The sequence below is a fragment of the Kribbella sp. C-35 genome, from assembly GCF_046549195.1.
GTDB lineage: Bacteria > Actinomycetota > Actinomycetes > Propionibacteriales > Kribbellaceae > Kribbella.
Genome location: NZ_JAJPWG010000003.1, coordinates 1118649 through 1139223, shown reverse-complemented (window position 1 = coordinate 1139223; position 20575 = coordinate 1118649). Strand labels below are relative to the sequence as shown.

19 protein-coding genes are annotated in these 20575 nt (G+C 69.0%); 8 read left to right on the top strand and 11 right to left on the bottom strand.

Going from position 1 to position 20575, the window contains the following annotated elements; all coding sequences use genetic code 11:
- Positions 1-3: 3 nt before the first annotated feature.
- From sdhA to ACLJOO_RS25390, 3 genes are all read left to right on the top strand, one after another.
- Positions 4-1746 carry a succinate dehydrogenase flavoprotein subunit gene (gene sdhA / locus ACLJOO_RS25400; protein ID WP_410789863.1) on the top strand — a complete coding sequence of 581 codons (1743 nt, stop codon included), beginning with the start codon at positions 4-6 and terminating at the stop codon, positions 1744-1746.
- On the top strand, positions 1746-2450 hold the full coding sequence (locus ACLJOO_RS25395) for a succinate dehydrogenase iron-sulfur subunit (RefSeq protein WP_131344446.1): 705 nt from the start codon (positions 1746-1748) through the stop codon (positions 2448-2450). Before sdhA ends, ACLJOO_RS25395 begins: the two co-directional genes overlap by 1 nt.
- Positions 2451-2577: 127 nt before the next feature.
- A complete protein-coding gene (locus ACLJOO_RS25390) occupies positions 2578-3690 on the top strand; it encodes a WD40/YVTN/BNR-like repeat-containing protein (RefSeq protein ID WP_410789862.1) in 1113 nt (370 codons plus the stop codon).
- On the opposite strand, the gene ACLJOO_RS25385 is transcribed toward ACLJOO_RS25390, so the two are convergent.
- Entirely contained in the window at positions 3687-4838 is a 1152-nt protein-coding gene (locus tag ACLJOO_RS25385) for a CdaR family transcriptional regulator (RefSeq protein ID WP_410789861.1), read from the bottom strand. The two genes, ACLJOO_RS25390 and ACLJOO_RS25385, sit on opposite strands and share 4 nt — an antisense overlap.
- Before the next feature lie 128 nt (positions 4839-4966).
- Here ACLJOO_RS25385 and ACLJOO_RS25380 point away from each other — a divergent pair, with 128 nt between their 5' ends.
- From ACLJOO_RS25380 to ACLJOO_RS25365, 4 genes are read left to right on the top strand one after another with little or no spacing between them, the layout of a single operon-like run.
- On the top strand, positions 4967-5890 hold the full coding sequence (locus ACLJOO_RS25380) for a substrate-binding periplasmic protein (RefSeq protein WP_410789860.1): 924 nt from the start codon (positions 4967-4969) through the stop codon (positions 5888-5890).
- Positions 5891-5900: 10 nt separating this feature from the next.
- A complete protein-coding gene (locus ACLJOO_RS25375) occupies positions 5901-6617 on the top strand; it encodes an amino acid ABC transporter permease (RefSeq protein ID WP_410789859.1) in 717 nt (238 codons plus the stop codon).
- Positions 6614-7381, top strand: coding sequence for an amino acid ABC transporter ATP-binding protein (locus ACLJOO_RS25370; RefSeq protein WP_410789858.1), 768 nt, complete (start codon positions 6614-6616; stop codon positions 7379-7381). The genes ACLJOO_RS25375 and ACLJOO_RS25370 overlap by 4 nt, the downstream gene beginning before the upstream one ends.
- 3 nt (positions 7382-7384) lie before the next feature.
- Entirely contained in the window at positions 7385-8632 is a 1248-nt protein-coding gene (locus ACLJOO_RS25365; RefSeq protein ID WP_410789857.1) for an NAD(P)/FAD-dependent oxidoreductase, read from the top strand.
- Here ACLJOO_RS25365 and ACLJOO_RS25360 read toward each other — a convergent pair.
- Complete coding sequence (locus tag ACLJOO_RS25360) at positions 8607-9020, bottom strand: DUF2000 family protein (protein WP_410789856.1); 414 nt, start codon at positions 9018-9020, stop codon at positions 8607-8609. The two genes, ACLJOO_RS25365 and ACLJOO_RS25360, sit on opposite strands and share 26 nt — an antisense overlap.
- Positions 9021-9065: 45 nt before the next feature.
- Positions 9066-9893, bottom strand: coding sequence for a M55 family metallopeptidase (locus tag ACLJOO_RS25355; protein WP_410789855.1), 828 nt, complete (start codon positions 9891-9893; stop codon positions 9066-9068).
- 23 nt (positions 9894-9916) lie between these two features.
- Between ACLJOO_RS25355 and ACLJOO_RS25350 the strand changes: the two genes are divergently transcribed.
- Entirely contained in the window at positions 9917-10708 is a 792-nt protein-coding gene (locus tag ACLJOO_RS25350) for an AraC family transcriptional regulator (protein ID WP_410789854.1), read from the top strand.
- Here ACLJOO_RS25350 and ACLJOO_RS25345 read toward each other — a convergent pair.
- The 8 genes from ACLJOO_RS25345 to ACLJOO_RS25310 all read right to left on the bottom strand — a co-directional run bounded on the left by ACLJOO_RS25345 (position 10680) and on the right by ACLJOO_RS25310 (position 20450).
- Complete coding sequence (locus ACLJOO_RS25345; protein ID WP_410789853.1) at positions 10680-10910, bottom strand: SCO4848 family membrane protein; 231 nt, start codon at positions 10908-10910, stop codon at positions 10680-10682. The genes ACLJOO_RS25350 and ACLJOO_RS25345 overlap by 29 nt on opposite strands.
- The gene (locus tag ACLJOO_RS25340; protein ID WP_410789852.1) at positions 10911-13673 is read right to left on the bottom strand and encodes an AAA family ATPase; all 2763 of its coding nucleotides are present in this window, start codon (positions 13671-13673) and stop codon (positions 10911-10913) included.
- Between the two features lie 232 nt (positions 13674-13905).
- Positions 13906-15441, bottom strand: a complete 1536-nt coding sequence (locus ACLJOO_RS25335) for an amino acid permease (RefSeq protein WP_410789851.1) — start codon at positions 15439-15441, stop codon at positions 13906-13908.
- Positions 15442-15536: 95 nt separating this feature from the next.
- A complete protein-coding gene (locus ACLJOO_RS25330; protein WP_410789850.1) occupies positions 15537-16256 on the bottom strand; it encodes a FadR/GntR family transcriptional regulator in 720 nt (239 codons plus the stop codon).
- A gap of 9 nt (positions 16257-16265) precedes the next feature.
- Positions 16266-17054: a 3-oxoacyl-ACP reductase gene (locus tag ACLJOO_RS25325; protein WP_410789849.1), complete on the bottom strand. Its 789-nt coding sequence runs from the start codon at positions 17052-17054 to the stop codon at positions 16266-16268.
- Positions 17055-18401, bottom strand: coding sequence for an aldehyde dehydrogenase family protein (locus tag ACLJOO_RS25320; protein ID WP_410789848.1), 1347 nt, complete (start codon positions 18399-18401; stop codon positions 17055-17057). It lies immediately after the preceding gene.
- Positions 18398-19117, bottom strand: a complete 720-nt coding sequence (locus ACLJOO_RS25315) for a gamma-glutamyl-gamma-aminobutyrate hydrolase family protein (protein WP_410789847.1) — start codon at positions 19115-19117, stop codon at positions 18398-18400. The genes ACLJOO_RS25320 and ACLJOO_RS25315 overlap by 4 nt, the downstream gene beginning before the upstream one ends.
- The gene (locus tag ACLJOO_RS25310) at positions 19098-20450 is read right to left on the bottom strand and encodes a glutamine synthetase family protein (protein WP_410789846.1); all 1353 of its coding nucleotides are present in this window, start codon (positions 20448-20450) and stop codon (positions 19098-19100) included. The genes ACLJOO_RS25315 and ACLJOO_RS25310 overlap by 20 nt, the downstream gene beginning before the upstream one ends.
- Positions 20451-20575 lie beyond the last annotated feature (125 nt).

Genomic DNA, 20575 nt, shown 5'->3' with positions numbered 1-20575 from the left:
GTTATGCAGCAGCATCAGTACGACGTCATCATCGTCGGCGCGGGCGGCGCAGGAATGCGGGCCGCTCTGGAGTCGAGCAAGCGGACCCGTACCGCCGTACTCACCAAGCTCTACCCGACCCGTTCGCACACCGGCGCCGCCCAGGGCGGTATGTGCGCCGCGCTGGCGAACGTCGAGGAGGACAACTGGGAGTGGCACACCTTCGACACGGTCAAGGGCGGCGACTTCCTGGTCGACCAGGACGCGGCCGAGGTGATGTGCCGCGAGGCCGTCGACGCGGTTCTCGACCTGGAGAAGATGGGCCTGCCGTTCAACCGGACCGCCGAGGGCAAGATCGACCAGCGGTTCTTCGGCGGACACACCCGCAACCACGGTGAGGCCGTCGTACGGCGGTCCTGCTTCGCGGCCGACCGTACCGGTCACATGATCCTGCAGACGCTGTACCAGCAGTGCATCAAGCAGAACGTCGAGTTCTTCAACGAGTACTACGTTCTCGACCTGCTGATGACCGACGGCAAGGCGAGCGGCGTGGTCGCGTACGAGCTGGCCACCGGCGAGCTGCACGTCTTCTCCGCCAAGTCGGTGATCTTCGCGTCCGGCGGTTTCGGCAAGGTCTTCCGTACGACGTCCAACGCGCACACCCTGACCGGCGACGGGATGGGCATTGTGTGGCGCAAGGGCCTACCGCTCGAGGACATGGAGTTCTTCCAGTTCCACCCGACCGGCCTCGCGGGTCTCGGCGTACTGCTGTCGGAGGCGGCCCGTGGTGAGGGCGGCATCCTGCGGAACAAGGACAACGAGCGCTTCATGGAGCGCTACGCGCCGACCGTGAAGGACCTGGCGCCGCGGGACATGGTCGCCCGCGCGATGGCGAACGAGGTCCGTGAGGGACGCGGCTGCGGTCCGGACGGCGCGTACGTGATGCTCGACCTGACCCACCTGGAGCCGGCGCACATCGACGCGAAGCTGCCGGACATCACCGAGTTCGCCCGGACCTACCTGGGTGTGGAGCCGTACACCGAGCAGATCCCGGTCTTCCCGACCGCGCACTACGCGATGGGCGGCATCCCGACCAACATCAAGGGCGAGGCGCTGGCCAACAACGACGACGTGATCCCGGGCCTGTACGCCGCCGGTGAGGTCGCCTGCGTCTCGGTGCACGGTGCGAACCGGCTGGGCACCAACTCGCTGCTCGACATCAACGTGTTCGGCCGCCGCGCCGGGATCGCCGCCGCGGAGTACGCCGCGACGGCCACCTTCGAGGAGCTGCCGGCCGATCCGGAGGCGTACGTCGTCGAGCTGGTCGAGGGCCTGCGCAACTCGACGGGTGACGAGCGCATCGCCGCGATCCGGTCCGACCTGCAGGCCACCATGGACCTGAACGCGCAGGTGTACCGCACCGAGGGCTCGCTCAAGCAGGCGCTGGTCGACATCGCGGCGTTGAAGGAGCGGTTCAAGAGCGTCGGCGTACAGGACAAGGGCAAGCGGTTCAACACCGACCTGCTGGAGGCCGTCGAGCTCGGGTTCCTGCTCGACCTGGCCGAGGTGCTGGTGGTGTCGGCGCTGGAGCGCAAGGAGTCCCGCGGCGGGCACTTCCGCGAGGACTACGCCACCCGCGACGACGTCAACTTCATGCGGCACACGATGGCGTACCGCGAGGTCGATGCCGACGGCAACGAGACGATCCGGCTCGACTACAAGCCGGTCGTGCAGACCCGCTACAAGCCGATGGAGCGCAAGTACTGATGGACGTCAAGGTCAAGATCCTCCGGTACAACCCCGAGGTCGTCGACGAGGCCGAGTGGAAGACGTACGCCGTCACGCTGCAGCCGACCGACCGGGTCCTGGACGCGCTGCACAAGATCAAGTGGGAGCAGGACGGCACCCTGACGTTCCGGCGGTCCTGCGCGCACGGTGTCTGCGGCTCGGACGCGATGCGGATCAACGGCCGCAACCGGCTGGCCTGCAAGACCCTGATCAAGGACCTGAGCCCGGACAAGGAGATCACCGTCGAGCCCATCAAGGGCCTGCCGGTGCTCAAGGACCTGGTCGTCGACATGGAGCCGTTCTTCGACGCGTACCGCTCGGTGATGCCGTTCCTGGTCACCAGCGGCCACGAGCCGACCCGGGAGCGGATCCAGTCGCAGGCCGACCGGGACCGGTTCGACGACACCACGAAGTGCATCCTGTGCGCAGCGTGTACGACGTCCTGCCCGGTGTTCTGGTCCGACGGGCAGTACTTCGGCCCACAGGCGATCGTCGGCGCGCACCGGTTCATCTTCGACAGCCGCGACGAGGGCACCGAGCAGCGGCTGGAGATCCTGAACGACAAGGAAGGCGTCTGGCGCTGCCGGACCACCTTCAACTGCACCGATGCCTGCCCGCGCGGTATCGAGGTCACCAAGGCCATCCAGGAAGTGAAGCGGGCGCTGATCTTCCGCCGAGTGTGAGCGTGCGCCCTCTTTCGCATAAGATTCCACCGCCGACCTGACCCCCATCGCGGGGACACCTGCGCCTTGGGGGGTGACTGTGGAGCCGCGCCTGCGCGAGTTGTCCGACCGCTACTACCGTCGCCTGGTGGAGCTGTTGGAGCGCTGTGGCCTACCCCGCAGCATGCCGCCGTTCCTCGTTCTCGGGGTGCTCGCGGCCACGACGTCCATCGTTCTCGCGGTGGTGCATCTGGCCTCGCACCGGTCGCCGGCCGATCCGCCGATCGCCATCGAGCCGGCCGCCGCGGGGCGGTCGGGCAGCGCAGTGGTGAATTCCGAGCGCGCGCAGGTGCTGTCGATCACGATGGTCACCCGGAACCGCTGGGCGGCCGGCTGGTCCGACTGCACCACCGGCCCGAACTGCAAGTTCGCCGCGGTGATCGACCGCGACGGCGCCCGCGCCACCGCCCCCGAGTGGCCGGTCCCGTACGCGACCCTGCGGGCCGACAAGGAGGCGATCGCGGTCGCCCCGCCGCTCGAAGGCACGCTGGCGGGTGGCGCGACGATGATGTTCCGGCTGACGTACGACGGCCCGGTGCTCACCAAGCTCCAGTACCGGCTGCCCACCTCGACGTTCCAGAAGAACGAGATCCTCTCCGACCGGATCGTGCCGGGCTCGATCGTCGTGGTGAACCCGGAGGAGTCGACGGTCCGGATGCTCAGGACCCGCGGCACCCGCTCCCCGGTCTGCGACGAGTCCGGCCGCTGCTGGATGCTGACCGGGATCGGCCGCACGGACGTCGTCTGGACCGACGACGGCGGCCGCACCTGGGGGTCGCGGTCGCTGGACACCCACAATCAGCTCGGCCGGCTCGCGGTCAGCCCGGACGGCCAGACGCTGCTGTCGACCTCGGTCACCGTGGGCGCGACCGGTCAGACCGTCTCGAAGATGCAGATCTCCACGGACCGCGGCGCGAACTGGACGACGGTCGAGAACCCGCCGAAGAGCCTGGCCGTCTCGCCGCTCGCGTTCGACGACGGCACCGCGCTGATGCTCGGCGGCCGCCCCGGTGACCGCCCGCGCCTCTACCGGGTCCGCGACGGCGGTGCCAAGCTGGACCGCGGCTACCCCGGTGACCTGGCCGACCTCTCCGGCGACGCACAGCTCATGTACGGCTCCGAGGTCCCGAAACGCCGTACCACCGAGGTAGTCCTGAGCACTGACCAAGGCGCTACTTGGACCAAGTTCGCCCCGCGCTAGTCGAGCTGCGAGGCCAAGCAGGCCAGGTAGAGCGTGAGGGTCGCGCGGTGGTCGCGCCACGGCTGTCCGGTGAGGCGCTCCACCTTCTCCAGGCGGTAGATGAGCGTGTTGCGGTGGATGTGCAGCGCGTCCGCCGTACGGACGAGGTTGAAGCCGGACTCGCACCAGGCGATCAGGGTGTCACGCAGCTCGGGCCAGTCCGAGTGCGTCGCGAGGTCGCCCGCAACCAGGCTCAGCAACCGAGCCCGCGCCCGGTACCCGACCGCGGCCAGCACCTGATGACTCCGCAGCTCGTCAATCAGGTACGCCGACGCGCCGGGTGCACACTCTTTCCCCAGCCGCAGGGCGTCAACCGCATCCGCATAAGCCTCCTGAAGACCGACGATGCCGGTAGCCGTGCCGCCGACCCCTGCCCGAGCGACGAACCCGTAGTCGGCCGCAATCGCACTCACCGCCATCTCCCCGAGCTCCTGCCGACTCATGCCCGGCCGGCCCCGCCGCAGCGTCGGCAGGACCGCGAAGCGGCCCGCAGTCATGGCGGCGACCAGGTCTCGCGGACCGAACGTCTGCCGGAGCGTGCGGAGCAGTTCTGGGCGGACGGCTACGACATCCGCCTGCGCCGCCGGGACAGGTTCGTCCACCTCGACGATGACCACGGTGCGGGGGACCGTCAGGTCGAACCCGAGTTCCTTCGCCCGCGCGACCAGGAAGGCTGAATCGACGACGTCCGCGTCGAAGGACCCGATGTCCCGGACCAGTTCTTCCAGTGCCCGTTCCCGCAGCAGTCGCGACCGTAGTTCGACCGACTCCTGCAGCAGGATCTCGGTCTGCCGCCGTACGACGAGCCCGAAGCGCCGCACCTGCCGTGGCGACCCGGTGATCCCGACCGTCCCGACCGCCTCGCCGTCGATCACGATCGGCAGCGTCATCCCCGGCTTCACCCCGCGCAGCCGGGCCGCCTCCACGGCCGAGTGCCAGGCGGCCTCCTGCGACGCGAGCACCTCGACCGACGCCTCGTGGAACGACCCGACCCGTGCCGGATCCCCGCTGCCGATGACGATCCCGTGGTCGTCGGTGATCAGCACGTTGTAGCCGATCACCTCGGAGGTGTCCCGGGCGATCTGCTGAGCCAACGGACCGGAGAGCATCTTGGACGAAGCGTACGACGAGATGCCGGAAACGTGAACGAATCATGGACAACTCGTCCAATGACGCCGTGGTGCCGCCTCCCTAGCCTGGAAGAAATCGGGGTGAGGCCACCGGAAAGGCATGCGTCATGTCGAGAATTCTCATCGCACGGATCGCTCCGCTGCTCGCCGCCGTCGCGCTCACGGCCGGCTCGTTGACCGCGTGCGGCGGATCGAAGGAACCAGTCTCGGACGCAGCCGCCGCGCTCGGCACGCTGGAACCGGGTGTGCTCAAGGTCGCGATCCAGCCGTACGCGCCGTACACCTCGCTGGTCGGCGACAAGATGGCCGGCCTGGACGCCGACATCCTGAACGCGGTCGCCGGGAAGCTCGGGCTGAAGGTGAAACCGGAGCTGACCGACTTCGCGGGCATGCTCGCCGGCGTCCAGTCCCGCCGCGTCGACATCACCATCGGCGGCGTCGCCTGGACCGCGGAACGCCAGAAGGCCGGCCTGTTCACGGATCCGCCGTACTACTCCCCGCCCGCGATGGCCGTCCGGGCCGGTGAGCACTACCAGACCGTGCAGGACCTGCAGGGCAAGGATCTCGGCACCGTCGAGGGCTACGTCTGGGTCAAGTCGATCCAGGCGGTGCCGGGCGCGAAACTGCACGCGTACCCGGACGGCAACGGTGTGTTCGACGACCTCGGCGCGGGCCGGATCAACGTCGGGTTCCTCGACCCGCTGCTCGTCCTCGCCGCGCAGAAGGAGCGCCCGGAACTCAAGGTCGAGACGCAGTACCTGACGGCCCCGTCAGCCGCGGACGTGAAGGCACACCCGCCGTACCAGTACTTCCAGCAGTACATGACCGCGTTCTACCTGCCGAAGCAGGCGACCGCGCTGGAGAAGGCGATCTCCGAGCAGATCCGCGCGATGTACGCCAGCGGCGAGCTGACCGAGCTGATCAAGAAGTACGGCGGCGACCCCGGCCAGTTCTTGAAGCCCGCACCGGAGATCGCGAAGACCCGGCAGGGCGTCGACCGCCCGGCGGACTGGCAACCGCCGTCCATCTGAGGAGGACCTGATGTTCGAAGTCCCCTGGGGAGATTACGCTCCCGCCCTGCTGGACGGTCTGGAACGCACCGTCCTCTACACGATCGCGAGCTTCGCCGGCGCCGCCGTACTCGGACTGGCCCTGGCCCTGCTCCGGGTCAGCCGGCACCGCGCGCTGCGGATCCCGGCCGCGATCTACACCGAGGTGTTCAAGAACATCCCGCTGCTCGCGATCATCTTCGTGACGTACTTCGGACTCGCCTCGGTCGGCCTGAAGCTGGACGTGTTCAGCGCGGGCTGCGTGAGCCTGATCGTGTTCTACGCGGCGTACCTTTCGGAAATTTTCCGCGCCGCGATTTCCGGCGTGCACAGCGGTCAGCAGGAGGCGTCCGAGGCACTCGGTCTCGGAAAGATCAGCACCTTCGCGTACGTCGTGTTTCCGCAAGCGTTGCGCTCCGCGTTGCCGGGGACGAACACGATGCTCGTCGACCTGCTGAAGTCGACGTCGCTGCTGGTGACGATCTCGGCGGCGGAACTGATGTCCGAGGGCCGGCTGATCACCTCGGCGACGTTCCGCGCGCTGGAGGTGTACCTGGTGATCGCGGCGATCTACTTCGCGCTCTGCTACCCGCTCTCGCAGGGCCTGCTGTGGCTGGAGCGGAAGATCCGCGCGGGCGTCCCGTTGACCCCGAAGCGCCGCCGCCGGTTGAAGGCTGCGCGGGCGATCCTGGAAGGAGCCTCGGCATGAGCGTCACCGCGTTGAGCGACGTCGTCGTACGGATCGGGAACCTGCGGAAATCGTTCGACGGAAGGCTCGTGCTCGACGATGTGAGCCTGACCGTGCGGCACCGGAAGATCGTCGCGATCATCGGCCAGAGCGGCGGCGGTAAGACCACGCTGCTGCGCTGCCTCAACCTGCTCGAGCAGCCGGACCACGGTTTCCTGGAAGTGGCCGGCGAGGCGATCTTCAGCGGGTCGTCCGTGCAGTGCCGCGATCTGGCGAAGCTGCGGCAGTCGGTGGGAATGGTGTTCCAGAAGTTCAACCTGTTCCCGCATCTCACCGCGGTCGAGAACGTGATGCTCGCGCAGCTGCGCGCCGGTGTGTCGGAGAAGGACGCACTGGAGAAGGCCGTGCAGCTGCTCCGTCGTGTCGGGCTGGGACACCGCGCGCTCGCATATCCGGAGCAGATGTCCGGGGGCGAGCAGCAGCGGGTCGCGATCGCGCGGGCGCTGGCGTTGAAGCCGTCGGTGCTGCTGTTCGACGAGCCGACGTCGTCGCTCGACCCGGAGTCGACGACCGAGGTCCTGCGGGTGATGCGCGAGCTGGCCGAGGACGGGATGACGATGGTGCTGGTCACGCACGAGCTGCCGTTCGCGCGGGACGTGGCGGACTGGGTGGTGTTCGTCGACGGTGGCCGGATCGTCGAGCAGGGCGCGCCCGCCGATGTCCTCGGGAAGCCGCAGGAGCTGCGCACGCGGACGTTCCTCGCCTCCTACGCGGCAGGGCAGTAAGGGATGCGCGTCCTCGTGATCGGCGGCGGGGTGATCGGCCTGTGGTCGGCCGTGGGGCTGGCCGAGGCGGGTGCCGACGTCACCGTGCTGGACGCCGGCCCGCAGGCCGGGTTCGCGTCACCGGCCGCGGCCGGCTGGGTCGTTCCCGCGTTGTCGGCGCCGTTGTCGGGTCCCGGCGTACTGCTGCACTCTGCTCGTCAGGCGCTGCATCGGGAGGCGCCGTTCAGCGTGGCGCCGCGGCTGACGTCCACGCTGTTGCGGTGGATCGTCGGGTTCGTGCGGAGCGGTTCGGCCGAGCGGTACGCCGCCGGGCTGCGCGCTGTACTCGATCTGGGGGCGGGTTGCGTCGACGACTTCGCACGGCTGCACGACCGGGCCGATCTGGAGCTGCGGCACACGGGGTTGTTGATGGCTGCCGTCACGCAGGCCGGGTTGGACGAGGTGGCGCAACTGGCCGAGGCGACGACGGCGGCCGGCTACAAGGGCGGCTACGACATCCTCGACGGCGCAGCCGCCCGCTCACGCGAACCTGCGTTGGGTCCAGCGGTGTCAGGGGCCGTGCATGCGGTCGACGAGGTGCAGGTGCGGCCGGAGCAGGTACTGCGTGCTTTGCAGGAACAGCTCGCCGCGGCCGGGGGACGGCTGGTCAACGCGACAGTCAGCCGTTTGCAGCCGGGCTGGGAGGTGGAGACCAGCGTGGGACGCTTCAGCGCAGACCGCCTGCTGCTGGCCGCGGGCGCTTGGACGACCGAGTTGCTGGCGGTGCTCGGCGTACGGATTCCGTTGCTGGCGGCAACCGGCTACAGCGTCACCACGCGCGGCACCGGGGTCGCACCGCGGGTCGCGGTCAAGCTGGTCGAACCGAGCATCGCGGTGACGCCGTTCACCGACGGTGTCCGGGTTGCAGCGCGCCTCGATCTCGGTCGATCAGGCGGCCCGATCACCGAACGCCGGCTCGCCACGATCCTCGACCGCACCACGCCGTACTTCGCGGACTGGCGGCCCGGATCGTCGACGGCGACCTTCGCCGGCATGCGGCCCGCGACACCGGACAGCCTGCCGCTGATCGGGGCCGTCCCCGGCCGGCACGGGCTGTACGTCGCCACCGGCCACGGCATGCTCGGGCTGACGCTCGCGCCGGGCACCGCGCGGCACGTCGTACCGCTCGTACTGGACGACGTACGGTCGCCGGAGCTGCGGCCGTTCGCGCCCGAACGGTACCCGCTCAATGGTGCTTGGTGGCGCCCTTGAGGGTCTTGTCGACGGCGTTCTTCGGCCCGTAGAAGGCGATGCCGACCAGGTCGAGCTCGGCGGTCCGGACGGCCTTCACCGCGGCCCGGTTGTCGTAGTCGTTGCCGGTGGCAAAGAGATCCTGGGTGAACACCGAGTGCTCGACCGGCCGGCCCAGCGCGCGCTCGTGGGCGATGGTCATGAACTCCTTCGACCCCTCGAACACCATCACCGGCTGCCGGAACATCGGCAGATAGAGGACGTCGTCGGCATCCTCGTACGGCTCCCCGACCACCTCAGGATGCGTCCCGGCGATCCCACTGACCAGAAACGCGGTCACATTCAACCGCTGCCACACAGCCAGATCGTCCCGCAACAACACAGCAATCTTCGTATCGAACTTTTCCACAACCCCAATGCTCAAGCCCGAGCCCACCCCCGGTCTTGTACGTTCTTAACAGTATGGCGGGTTCGAGGTGACTGCTGTGCAGACGCGGAGGAACAGGTTGAACATCCGGTAGAGCTGGAGCATGTCGCCGTCGACGGTGACGGTGCGGTCGTCGCGGCGGGTGACGCCGGGGATCGCCGTGAGGTGGGACGCGACCGAGGCGGACTGCCAGCGGACGGCGAGGGTTCGAGGGCCGGCTGGCGCGTCCGGCTTGGAGAGGCTGCGGAGCGCCTGCGCGGTGGTCGCTTCGATCGACTCGCGGGCCTCCGCGACCGGGACGAGTTGCGCGGCGAAGCGGTCCTTGGCGAACTTGACCGGGACGGTCGCAACCGCGGGATCCCAGGCCTTCATCTCGTCGCAGGCGGTGTCGTCCCCGGTCAGGAGCGCGAGCGGTACGCCGTACGCCGCGGAGGCCGCGTGGAACAGGCCGATCTCGCCGGTGACCTGCTCGTCCAGCCAGATGTCCTCGATCTCGTGGCCCATGAAGCTGTGGCTCAACACGCCGAGCACGCCGGCGCGGGCGTGGTACCCGACGCAGAGCACGGCGTCGTACTCCGGGGTCAGGCCCTCCATCATCCCCATCGGCTTCGGGCGGCCCTTGATCAGGCCGGCGCGCGGGTCGAGGAGGTCGGGCAGCAGGTTGCGCATCGGGCCGTGGGCGTCGTTCACCAGGACCTCGGTCGCGCCGGCGGCGTACGCACCGCGGACGGCCGCGTTCACGTCCTCGGTCATCAGCACCCGGCCACGCTCGTAATCCCGCCCCGGCGGCTGCACATCCTCCGCGTCGACGACCCCGGTGACGCCTTCCATGTCCGCACTCACGTAGACCTTCACAGGCAGCAGCGTATGTTCTGACTATGAGCAGCGTCGCCACGGTCCGGGCGTGGCGGCCTCGGGTGGCCGGGGTCGTCGAGGTGCTGCATGCGCACTTCCCGTCGCACGCGTACCCGAGCCACACGCACGACGCGTGGACGGTGCTGATCGTCGACGAGGGCGCGGTCCGCTACGACCTCGACCGCCACGAGCACGGTCTCGCGCAGGCGCAGGTCTCGCTCCTCCCGCCGCATGTCCCCCACGACGGCCGCTCGGTGCTGCCGGAGGGGTTCCGTAAGCGGGTCCTCTATCTCGAGCCCGATCGGCTTGGTGAGGGTTTGATCGGCGCGGCGGTCGACCAGCCGGAGTACGTCGACCCGCTGCTGCGGCGCCGGATCCACCAGTTGCACGGCGTACTGGAAGACGGTGTGGAGGACCTGGAGGCGCAGAGCCGCTTGACGCTGATCGAGGAGCGTCTCGGGCAGCATCTGCGGCGGCAAGTGGTCGAGCCACCGGACCGGTCGGACGCGGGCGTGGCCGCGCAGCTGCGCGATCTGCTCGACGCGCACGTGCCGGACGGGATCACGCTCGAGGACGCGTCGAAGCTGGTGCACGCACATCCGGCGCATCTGGTGCGGGCGTTCAGCCGGGAGTACGGGATGCCGCCACACCGGTACCTGACCGGGCGACGGGTCGATCTCGCCCGGCGGTACCTGCTCGACGGGCGTCCGACCGCAGAGGTGGCGACGCTGGCCGGGTTCTACGACCAGTCGCACCTCAACCGGCACTTCCGGAAACTGCTCGGGGTCACACCTTCGAGTTTTGTGCGGCCTTAGAGGCCTTGTACGCGCGGACGCCCCAGGTGCCGAGCAGCGCCGCGATCAGCAGGTTCACGATGATCAGGATCGTGTGCGCGACGTAGTACCCGGTCGGGCGGTCCTCGGTGTCCACGAGCGCCTTGATGAAGCGCAGGTAGGTGATGACGTTCCAAGCGGCGATGGCCAGCAGGACGAAGGCGTGTTTCCGTTCGAGCTTCACTCAGCCATTCTGACTTGGCCTGTCGACCATCCTGAGCAGCTGGGTGCGGTTAGCGACTCCGAAGCGGCGGTACAGGCGGGTCAGCTGCGACTCCACGGCCTTGACCGACAGGTACAACGCGGCAGCGATCTCGCGGTTCGTGGAGCCGTCGCGGACCATCGAGACGATCTGCTGCTCGTTGTCGGTCAGCTCCGACGGCTGCCGGCTTCGACTCGGTACGTCGAGGCGCGCCAGCTCCATCTCCGCGACCTCGCGCCAGGCGGGCGCGCCGTACGCCTCGAACTGCTCGATCGCGTCCAGGAACGCGGTCCTGGCGACCGACCGGCGACGGGCCTGCCGGGCGATCCGGCCGCGGGTCAGCTCGCAACGCGCGAGATCGAGCGGGTAGACCCGGTCTCCCGCCGTACTGACCGTCTTCTCCAGCAGCTCCAGGGCCGCGGCTGGGTCGCCCTGCTTGGCGACGAGCAGCGCCTCGGCGCGATCCAGGCCGAGCTTCACCACGCCGCGGTCCAGGTTCTCGGCACGGGTGCGGATCTCGGCGATCAGGGCGGCCGCGTCGTCCAGCCGGCCGGCCGCGACCAGGGCCTCGGCGTAGTCCGCGTGCCACGGGATCACGGCCGGGTCGTACGGCATCGCGGCCTCGCCCGACCCTGCGATCGCGTCGAACGCCTCGACGGCCCGCTGCGGATCGCCCGTCAGTACGCCGATCAGCCCGAGGCTGACCAGCGCCGGGCCGGTCCATTCGTCGTTCCCGACCAGGTGGACAGCGTCCAGCGCGGCCTCGGCGAGCTGCCGGCCCATGGCCGCCGAACCGCCGACCCACTCCGCGCGGCTGGCGATGACCATACCGACCTCGGCCTCGTCACCGATGTCCTGCATCAGCTGGTAGCACTCGTGCCCGGCGGCCAGCGCGTCGGCGCCGCGGCCGCTGCGCTCGTAGATCGCCGTCGCGGAGATCAGTACGGACGCCAGCCAGCGCATCGCGCCGTGGTCGCGGACCTCGTCGGCCAACGCGGTGATCGCGGTGATCGCCTCGTCGGTTCGGCCGCGGAACAGCTCGCGCATCGCGGCCATCTGGCGGGCGTTCACCACGGTCCTGGTGAGCGGCAAGCCCTTGGCCAGCTCGGCCGCCTGCTCCAGCACGGCGTCCGAGGTCTCGTCGGCGTCGCGGGCCATCAGCACCGAACTCGCCGCGCTCAGGGCGTCGACGACCGCCTCGGTGTCGCCGGCCTCGCGCGCCAGCGCCTCGGCGATCCGCGCGTCCTCCTGCGCGTCGTCCAGGCTGCGATCGAAGTAGTGGCTGTGGCTGCGCTCGATCCGCACCCGCGCCTCGAACCGCTTGTTGCCCTCGGCCGCGGCGAACGCCTCCGCAAGCAACTCGACCCGGCGATCCCGCTCCGGCCAGACCGCATCGGCACACAGCAACAGCGCGGGCACCCTGGTCTCGGGCGTAGTAGCTGCCTGTACGGCGAGCTGCGCCATATCGGCCGACTCCGCCAGGTGACCAGCGGCCGCGGCGTCGTCGGCGGCCCGGGTGAGACGGCGGGCGCGTTCGTCGGGCTGGGTGCTCGGTGTCCGGTCCGCGCTCAGCCGCCACAGGTTCGCGGCGGCGCCAGGCGCTCCACGACCGGCGGCGACCGTGGCGGCCTCCTCGATCGTCGCGGCCAGCTCCGGATCGGCCTCCTGAGTGGCGAGGGCGCGGTGGGTCGCGTTCTCGACCGGTTCGTCGACCACGGCGGCGAGTTTGGCGTGAGCCTGACGACGGGCGGCCGACGTGGCTTCGGCGTACACGAACTCCCTCAGCAGGGGGTGCGTGAAGCGGAGCCGCTCAGCCGAAACGTCGATCAGTCCGAGGGTTTCCGCCTCGGCGAGGTCGACGTCGATCGGGCGGTCGAGGGACCGGGCGAGCTGCGTCGTGGTCGGGCGCGGCGACGACGCGGCGTGCAGAAGCAGCTCATGGGTGTCGGTGGACAGGTCACCGAGCCGCTCACCGAGCAGCGTCTTCAGGCGGCTGGAGACCGGGAGCGGATCATTGGGCGAGACGCTCTTCGGATGCCGCAGTACGGCGCGACCGAGCTCGAGCGCCATGAACGGGTTGCCGGCGCTCGCGGTGAAGATGCGACGCGCCGTCCGGACCGGGAGCGGGCTGGACAGGCGCTGCCGGAGCAGACCGAGTACGTCGGGCTCCGTGAGCGGCGGGACCTCGAGCTGCAGGACGGGCTCGGGGCAGGCGTCGGCCATCACCGGCAGATCGCCGTCGGCCACCTGCTCGGTGGCGAGCAGGTGCACGCCCTCGGACAGCCGACGAGCACAGAACGTGAGCACCTCGAGGCTGGACGGGTCCACCCATTGGATGTCGTCGACGACGATCAGCACCGGGCCGGTCGTGGCGAGGCGGCGGAGAACGTGCAGTACGGCGAGGCGCACAGCCAGCTCGTCACGCACCGTATCCGGCGCACTCGCCTTGAGCAGAGCGACCTCAAGTGGCTGCCGGAGGTGGTCCGGCAGCACCTGCCAGGCGAATTCGAGCTGGTTGGAGAGCAGATCGAGGAGCGTGACGTACGGCAGGCCGGCCTCGGAGTTGGACGGGGCCGCACTGAGGATCCGGCAGCCCTTGCGGCCACGCTCCGCGACGAGCGCCCGGCCGAGGGCCGACTTGCCGATGCCGGTCGGGCCGTAGAGCAGCACGCTGCCGCTGGTCTCGAGCTGCTTGGTAGCACGCTCGACCAGTCCGGCACGCCCGACCAGCTCGTCGTCAGTCATCCAACTCCTCGAAGGATTACCCTCGCCGATTATCACAGTCAATGACCGTTCGACACGGCGAGTGTCACATGAGGAAATTTGCTGGCCACCATCCTGTCACCCATTACTGCCCAGTTCCGAGCAGTCGCGACGGCACGATCGTGCCGGGGCACCGGATGGTCTTTCGACGACTTTGGGCCCCCACCAACCGTTTCGCGGCGGCGAAAACGGTTGGTGGGGGCCCAAAGAGGGGTCAGATCGACTCTAGGTCGCGTTCTATGGCGGCCAACTCCTCTTCTGTGCCTTGGACCTTGGGGCCGGTGAACCAGCGGCGGGCGGAGAGGAACCAGTACGCCGCTGCGAAGCCGAGTACGACCAGTACGGCGATCGGCGTGTAGTTGAAGGTGCTACCAGTGACCGGGCTGACCTGCGGCAGCATGAACAGGATCGTGATGAACGCGACCCAGACGATCGCGATGATGCCGATCGGGCGGCTCCAGCGGCCGAGGTGCCACGGGCCGGGCTGGAAGTCCTTGCCCTGCAGCAACCGCAGCAGGGTCGGCAGCACGTAGGCGATGTACAGGCCGATCACCGCGATCGACGTGACAGCGGCGTACGCCGTCGCGTTCCAGAGGTACGGCAGTCCGAGGAGGAATGCCCCGCCCGCGGCGAGCCAGATCGCGTTGGTCGGCGTCCTGGTCTTGCCGTTGATCTTGTGCCAGAACTTCGACCCCGGCAACGCTCCGTCCCGGGAGAACGCGTAGATCATCCGCGAGTTCGCGGTCACCGACGACATCCCGCAGAACAGCTGCGCGCCGATCACCACCAGCAGCAGGACCTTGGCCAGCCCCGCGCCGACCGCGTCGATGAAGATCTGGGCCGGCGGTACGCCGATCTCGCCCTCGAGGGCGCCGTCGTAGCTCTGGATCGCGAAGGTCAGGCCGATCAGCAGCACCCACCCGGCCGCCAGCGAGACCAGGATCGACATCACGATCCCGCGCGGACCCGACCGGGCCGCGTCGTGGGTCTCCTCGGTCATGTGCGCGGACGCGTCGTACCCGGTGAAGGTGTACTGCGCGAGCAGCAGGCCGAGCAGGGCGACGTAGAAGGTGGAGCCCCAGCCGGTGTTGTTGACGAAGTGACCGAAGACGAAGCCGGCCGACTGGTGCTTGTCCGGCACGATCACGAGCGCGCCGACGATGAAGACCACGCCGACGATGTGCCACCACACGCTGATGTCGTTGAGCCTGGCGACCAGCTTCACGCCGAACGAGTTCAGCAATCCGTGCACCAGCAGGATGATCGCGAACAGCAGGATCGTGTGGCCTGGCGTCGTACTGAAGCCGAACTGCAGGTCCAGGAACGCGTTCAGGAAGAACGCGGCACCGAAGTCGATCCCGGCGGTCACCGCGACCTGGCCGAGGAAGTTGAACCAGCCGGTGAACCAGGACCAGGCCGCGCCGTTCGACGGCGCGAGTTTGGCGGACCAGTAGTACAGCCCGCCGGCGGTCGGGAAGCTCGAGCAGACCTCCGCCATCGCGAGGCCGACGAACAACGTCATCAGGCCGACGAACGGCCAGCCCCAGACGATCATCACCGGGCCGCCGGTGTTCATCCCGAACCCGTACAGGGTCAGGCAGCCGGACAGGATCGAGATGATCGTGAAGGACACCGCGAAGTTCGAGAACCCGGACATCGTCCGGGACAGCTCCTGCGCGTAACCCAACTGATGCAGGCGTTTCTCGTCGTCGGTCATCGGGGCGGCGGACTCGGAACGATCGTTGCTCACTGCGGGCCTCCTAAGACACATCAGCCGTGGCCTCAATGGTCTCCCCCCAGACCTTTAGCTCATTGAGGCAGCCGGGCGGGCCGTGTGTCAAGGAGTCAGTCGAGAAAGCCGTGCAGCAGTACGGCGGTACCCGACAGGTGCTCCTGCATCGCCCGCCTGGCGGCCGGAGCGTCCCCGGTGAGGATCGCGTCGACGATGGCCGTGTGCTGTTCGTTCGAGTGCTCGATGTTGCGTTCCAGCAGCGGGATCGCGTCGAGGAGTTCGTTGAGGCGCATGCGGACGTCCGCCATCGCCGACGTCAGGGACGGGGAGCCGGTGACCTCGGCGATCGCCAGGTGCAGGCGGGAATCCAGCCGGCGGTAGTCGGCGAGGCGGGCCGCGGACGTGTCGGCGAGGCAGTGTTCGAGGTGCTCGCGTTCGGCGGCGCTCAGGTCACGCGAGGCGGCGGCTTCCGCGGCGCCGGTTTCCAGGACGAACCGGAGCGTGAGGGCGTCGTCGAGGCCGCCGGCGAGGTCGCGGGCGAGGCGTTTGGCCGGCGTACGGCGGGGTTTCGGGAGTTGCTCGTTGACGAACGTCCCGCCGTACCGGCCGCGGCGGGACTCGACGTAGCCGGCCTCGATGAGGGCGTGGATCGCCTCGCGGAGCGTGACCCGGCTGACGTTCAGCCGGGTCGCGAGCTCGCGCTCGGGCGGCAACCGGTCGCCGGGCACGACGACGCCGAGCTTGATTGCCTGCAGCAACCGCTCGACCGTCTCCTCGAACGGGTTCCCGGCCCGCACCGGCCGGAACACCGCGTCATCTGCCTGAACGACCATGTCCTCAGACTAGATCGGTGTCACATAAGCGCCCGAGATTCCGCCGTCGACGAGGAACGTGTTGGCGGTGATGAAGGAGGAGTCGTCGCTGGCCAGGAACGCGACCGCGGCGGCGATCTCCTCCGGCTCGCCGAAGCGGCCCATCGGGACGTGGACCAGCCGGCGCTCGGCCCGCTCGGGGTCCTTCGCGAACAGCTCGGTGAGCAGCGGCGTGTTCACCGGCCCCGGGCAAAGCGCGTTCACCCGGATCCCCTGCCGCGCGAACTCGACGCCCAGCTCGCGGCTCATCGCCAGGACGCCGCCCTTCGACGCGGAGTAGGAGATCTGCGAGGTCGCCGCGCCCATCACGGCGACGAAGGACGCGGTGTTGATGATCGACCCGCGGCCTTGCCGTTGCATGTAAGGGATCACGGCCTTGCAGCACAGGTACACGGACGTCAGGTTGACCTCCTGCACCTTGCGCCACGCCTCCAGCCCGGTGTCCAGGATCGACGCGTCGTCGGGCGGCGAGATGCCGGCGTTGTTGAACGCGATGTCCACGGCGCCGTACGTGTCGAAGGCCTGCTTGAACAGGTTCTCGACCGCGGCCGGGTCGGTGACGTCGGTCGGCACGTACAGCCCTCCGACCTCGTCCGCGGCGTCCTTGCCCGCGGCCGGGTCGAGGTCGCCGATCACGACGTGCGCTCCCTCTGCCGCGAGCCGCCGTACCGTGGCCAGACCGATCCCGCTCGCGCCGCCGGTCACCACCGCGACCCGGCCTTCGAGCCGATGCGCCTTGCCACCGATGTCAACAGTCATTCAGTCCTCCGTACTGATGAAGATGTTCTTGGTCTCGGTGAACGCGGCCAGCGCGTCCGGGCCGAGCTCCCGGCCGAGGCCGGACTGCTTGTAACCGCCGAACGGCGTCGTGTACCGCACCGACGAGTTCGAGTTCACCGACAGGTTCCCGGCCTCGACACCACGACTGACCCGCAGCGCGCGGCCGACGTCCCGGGTCCAGATCGAGCCGGACAGTCCGTACTCGCTGTCGTTCGCGATCCGCAGCGCATCGGCCTCATCCGCGAACGGGATCACCGCGACCACCGGCCCGAAGATCTCCTCCCGCACCGCCCGCTCGCTCGCGGGCGCCAGCACCGTCGGCGGGAACCAGAACCCAGGCCCGCTCGGCGCAGTCCCCTGGAAGGCGGGGTTCTCGACGTACGCCGCGACCTGCTCACGCTGCCCCGCGGAGATCAACGGCCCCATCTCGGTCGCCGGATCACTCGGGTCACCGACCTTGAAGTTCTTCACCGCCGGCTCCAGCAACTCCAGGAACCGGTCGTACGCCGAACGCTCGACGAGGATCCTGGAACGCGCGCAGCAGTCCTGCCCCGCGTTGTCGAACACGCCGTACGGCGCCTGCGCGGCCGCCTTCTCCAGATCCGCGTCCGCGAAGACGATGTTCGCCGACTTGCCGCCCAGCTCGAGGGTCACCCGTTTCACCTGGTCCGCGCAGCCGGCCATGATCTGCTTGCCGACCGTGGTCGAGCCGGTGAAGACGATTTTCCGGACCGCGGAATGCGTGACGAAACGGTTTCCGACAACGGTTCCCTTACCGGGCACGACCTCGAAGACGCCGGGCGGGAGACCGGCCTCCAGCGCGAGCTCACCAAGCCGGATCGCCGTCAACGGGGTCAGCTCGGCGGGCTTCAGGACAACGGTGTTTCCGGCGGCCAGCGCAGGCGCGAAACCCCAGCCGGCGATCGGCATCGGAAAGTTCCACGGAACGATCACGCCGACCACACCGAGCGGTTCCTGGAACGTGACATCGATGCCGCCGGCAACCGGAATCTGTTGTCCGAAAAGGCGTTCCGGGGCGGCCGAGTAGTAGGTGAGCACGTCCCGGACGTTGCCCGCTTCCCAGCGCGCGTTGCCGATCGTGTGGCCGGCGTTCTCGACCTCCAGTGCGGCCAGGTTCTCCAGGTCGGCGTCGACCGCGTCGGCGAACCGCCGCAACAGCCGCCCGCGATCGGCCGGCGTCACGTCCCGCCAGGTCTCGAAGGCCTTCGCGGCCCGCGCGATCGCGGCGTCCGCATCGTCCTGCGTGGCCAGCGAGATCGTCCGAATCACCTTCTCGGTGGCCGGGTTCAGTACGTCGTACGTCATTGCGTGCTCCTGATCAGTGCGGTGAACAGCCGCAGGTCCTCGGGGTTCTCCTCCGGATGCCACTGCACCCCTAGTGCGAAGTCGCGCCCTTCCACCTCGGCCGCCTCGACCGTTCCGTCGCCGGCGCGGGCGGTGACCTTCAACCCCGGTGCGACGATGTCGAGGGCCTGGTGGTGGTAGCAGCTGCCCTCGGCGCGGTCGCCGAGGATGCGCGCGGTGAGGGTGCTGGGCTCGATCTTCACCTCGACGGCGCCGAAGGTCGCCGGCTCGGGGCGATGCGCGTCGTGCGCGACGACGTCCGGCAGGTGCTGGTGCAGGGTGCCGCCGAGCGTCACGTTGAGCATCTGCAGACCGCGGCAGATCGCGAGCAACGGCAGATCCCGGTCGAGCGCTGCGCGGATGAGGACGGCTTCGTGGTCGTCGCGTCCCGGCCGGGTGTCGACGGTCTCCGGATGCGGAGTCGCCCGGTAGGAGCCGGGATCGACGTCGCACCCGCCGGCGATCACGAGTCCGTCGAGGATCTCCAGGACGGACGGATCCGTACCGACCGGCGGCAGTAGCAGCGGCACCCCTCCGGCCGCCACCACCGCATCCAGGTACATCTGCGGAACGAGCGCGGCCTCCCGGTTCCAGATCCCCCAGCTCGCCCGCTCCAGGTACGTCGTGATCCCGATGCGCGGGCGCCTAAGGAGCCGGCTAGAGGCGTTCGAACCCACGGACCCGCTCCCAGTCGGTGACGGCGGCGTCGTACGCGTCCAGCTCGACGCGTGCGGCGTTGCTGTAGTGGTCGACCATCTCGTCGCCGAACGCCGTACGGGCGATCTTCGAACCGGTGAAGAGCGCGGCGGCTTCGCGGAGCGTGGCCGGGACATGCTCCTTGTCGGACTCGTACGCGTTGCCCTCCAGCAGCGGCTCGAGCTCCAGCTCGTTCTCGATGCCGTGCAGGCCGGAGGCGATGATCGCGGCGACCGCGAGGTACGGGTTCACGTCGCCGCCGGGCAGGCGGTTCTCAACCCTCAAAGAATCGCCATGACCGACCACGCGCAACGAGCAGGTGCGATTGTCGAGACCCCAGGCGATCGCGGTCGGCGCGAAGCTGCCGCGGACGAACCGCTTGTAGGAGTTGATGTTCGGGGCCAGCAGGTACGTGAACTCGGACAGGCACGCGAGCTGACCGGCGATGAAGTGCTCCATCAGCCGGGAGAAGCCGTGGTCGCCGTCACCCGCGAGCACCGGATCGCCGTCGTCGGCGCGGAAGCTCAGGTGGATGTGGCACGAGTTGCCCTCGCGTTCGTCGTACTTCGCCATGAACGTCAGGCTCTTGCCGTGCTTGGAGGCGATCTCCTTCGCGCCGGTCTTGTAGATCGAGTGGTTGTCGCAGGTCGCGAGCGCCTCGTCGTACCGGAACGCGATCTCGTGCTGCCCGAAGTTGCACTCGCCCTTCGCGGACTCGACGTACAGGCCGGCGCCGGTCATGCCGTTGCGGATGTCGCGCAGCAGCGGCTCGATCCGGGAGGTGCCGACGAGGGAGTAGTCGACGTTGTACTGGTTCGACGGGGTGAGGCCGAGGTACCGCTTGTTCCAGGCGGCTTCGTAGGTGTCGTCGAACACGATGAACTCGAGCTCGGTCCCGACGTACGCCTTGAGTCCCCGCTCCGCGAGGCGGTCCAGCTGGGCCCGCAGCACCTGCCGCGGCGACGCGACCACCGGCGTACCGTCCAGCCACTGGACGTCGCACAGCACGAGCGCCGTGCCCTCGAGCCACGGCACCAGACGCAGCGTGTCCAGATCGGGCGCCATCACCATGTCGCCGTACCCGCGCTCCCAGGAGGACATCGCGTAGCCGTCGACGGTGTTCATGTCGACGTCGACCGCCAGCAGGTAGTTGCAGCCCTCGGTCCCGTGCTTCAGCACCTCCTCGAGGAAGTACCGCGCACCGCACCGCTTCCCCTGCAACCGCCCCTGCATATCGGTGATCGCCACCAGCACCGTGTCGACCTCGCCGGCCTCGACCAGCCTGCGCAACTCCTCCACACCCAACACGGCCACTCCCGGAATCTATTGGTCTATCTTCAGTCCATTGACGCAAGCCTAGGCGCAGCTGTCAATGCGGCGCTGTGGTGCCGTGGCACCGGGGGGACACGGAACGGCTAGGCAGGGTGCGGGATCGCGGG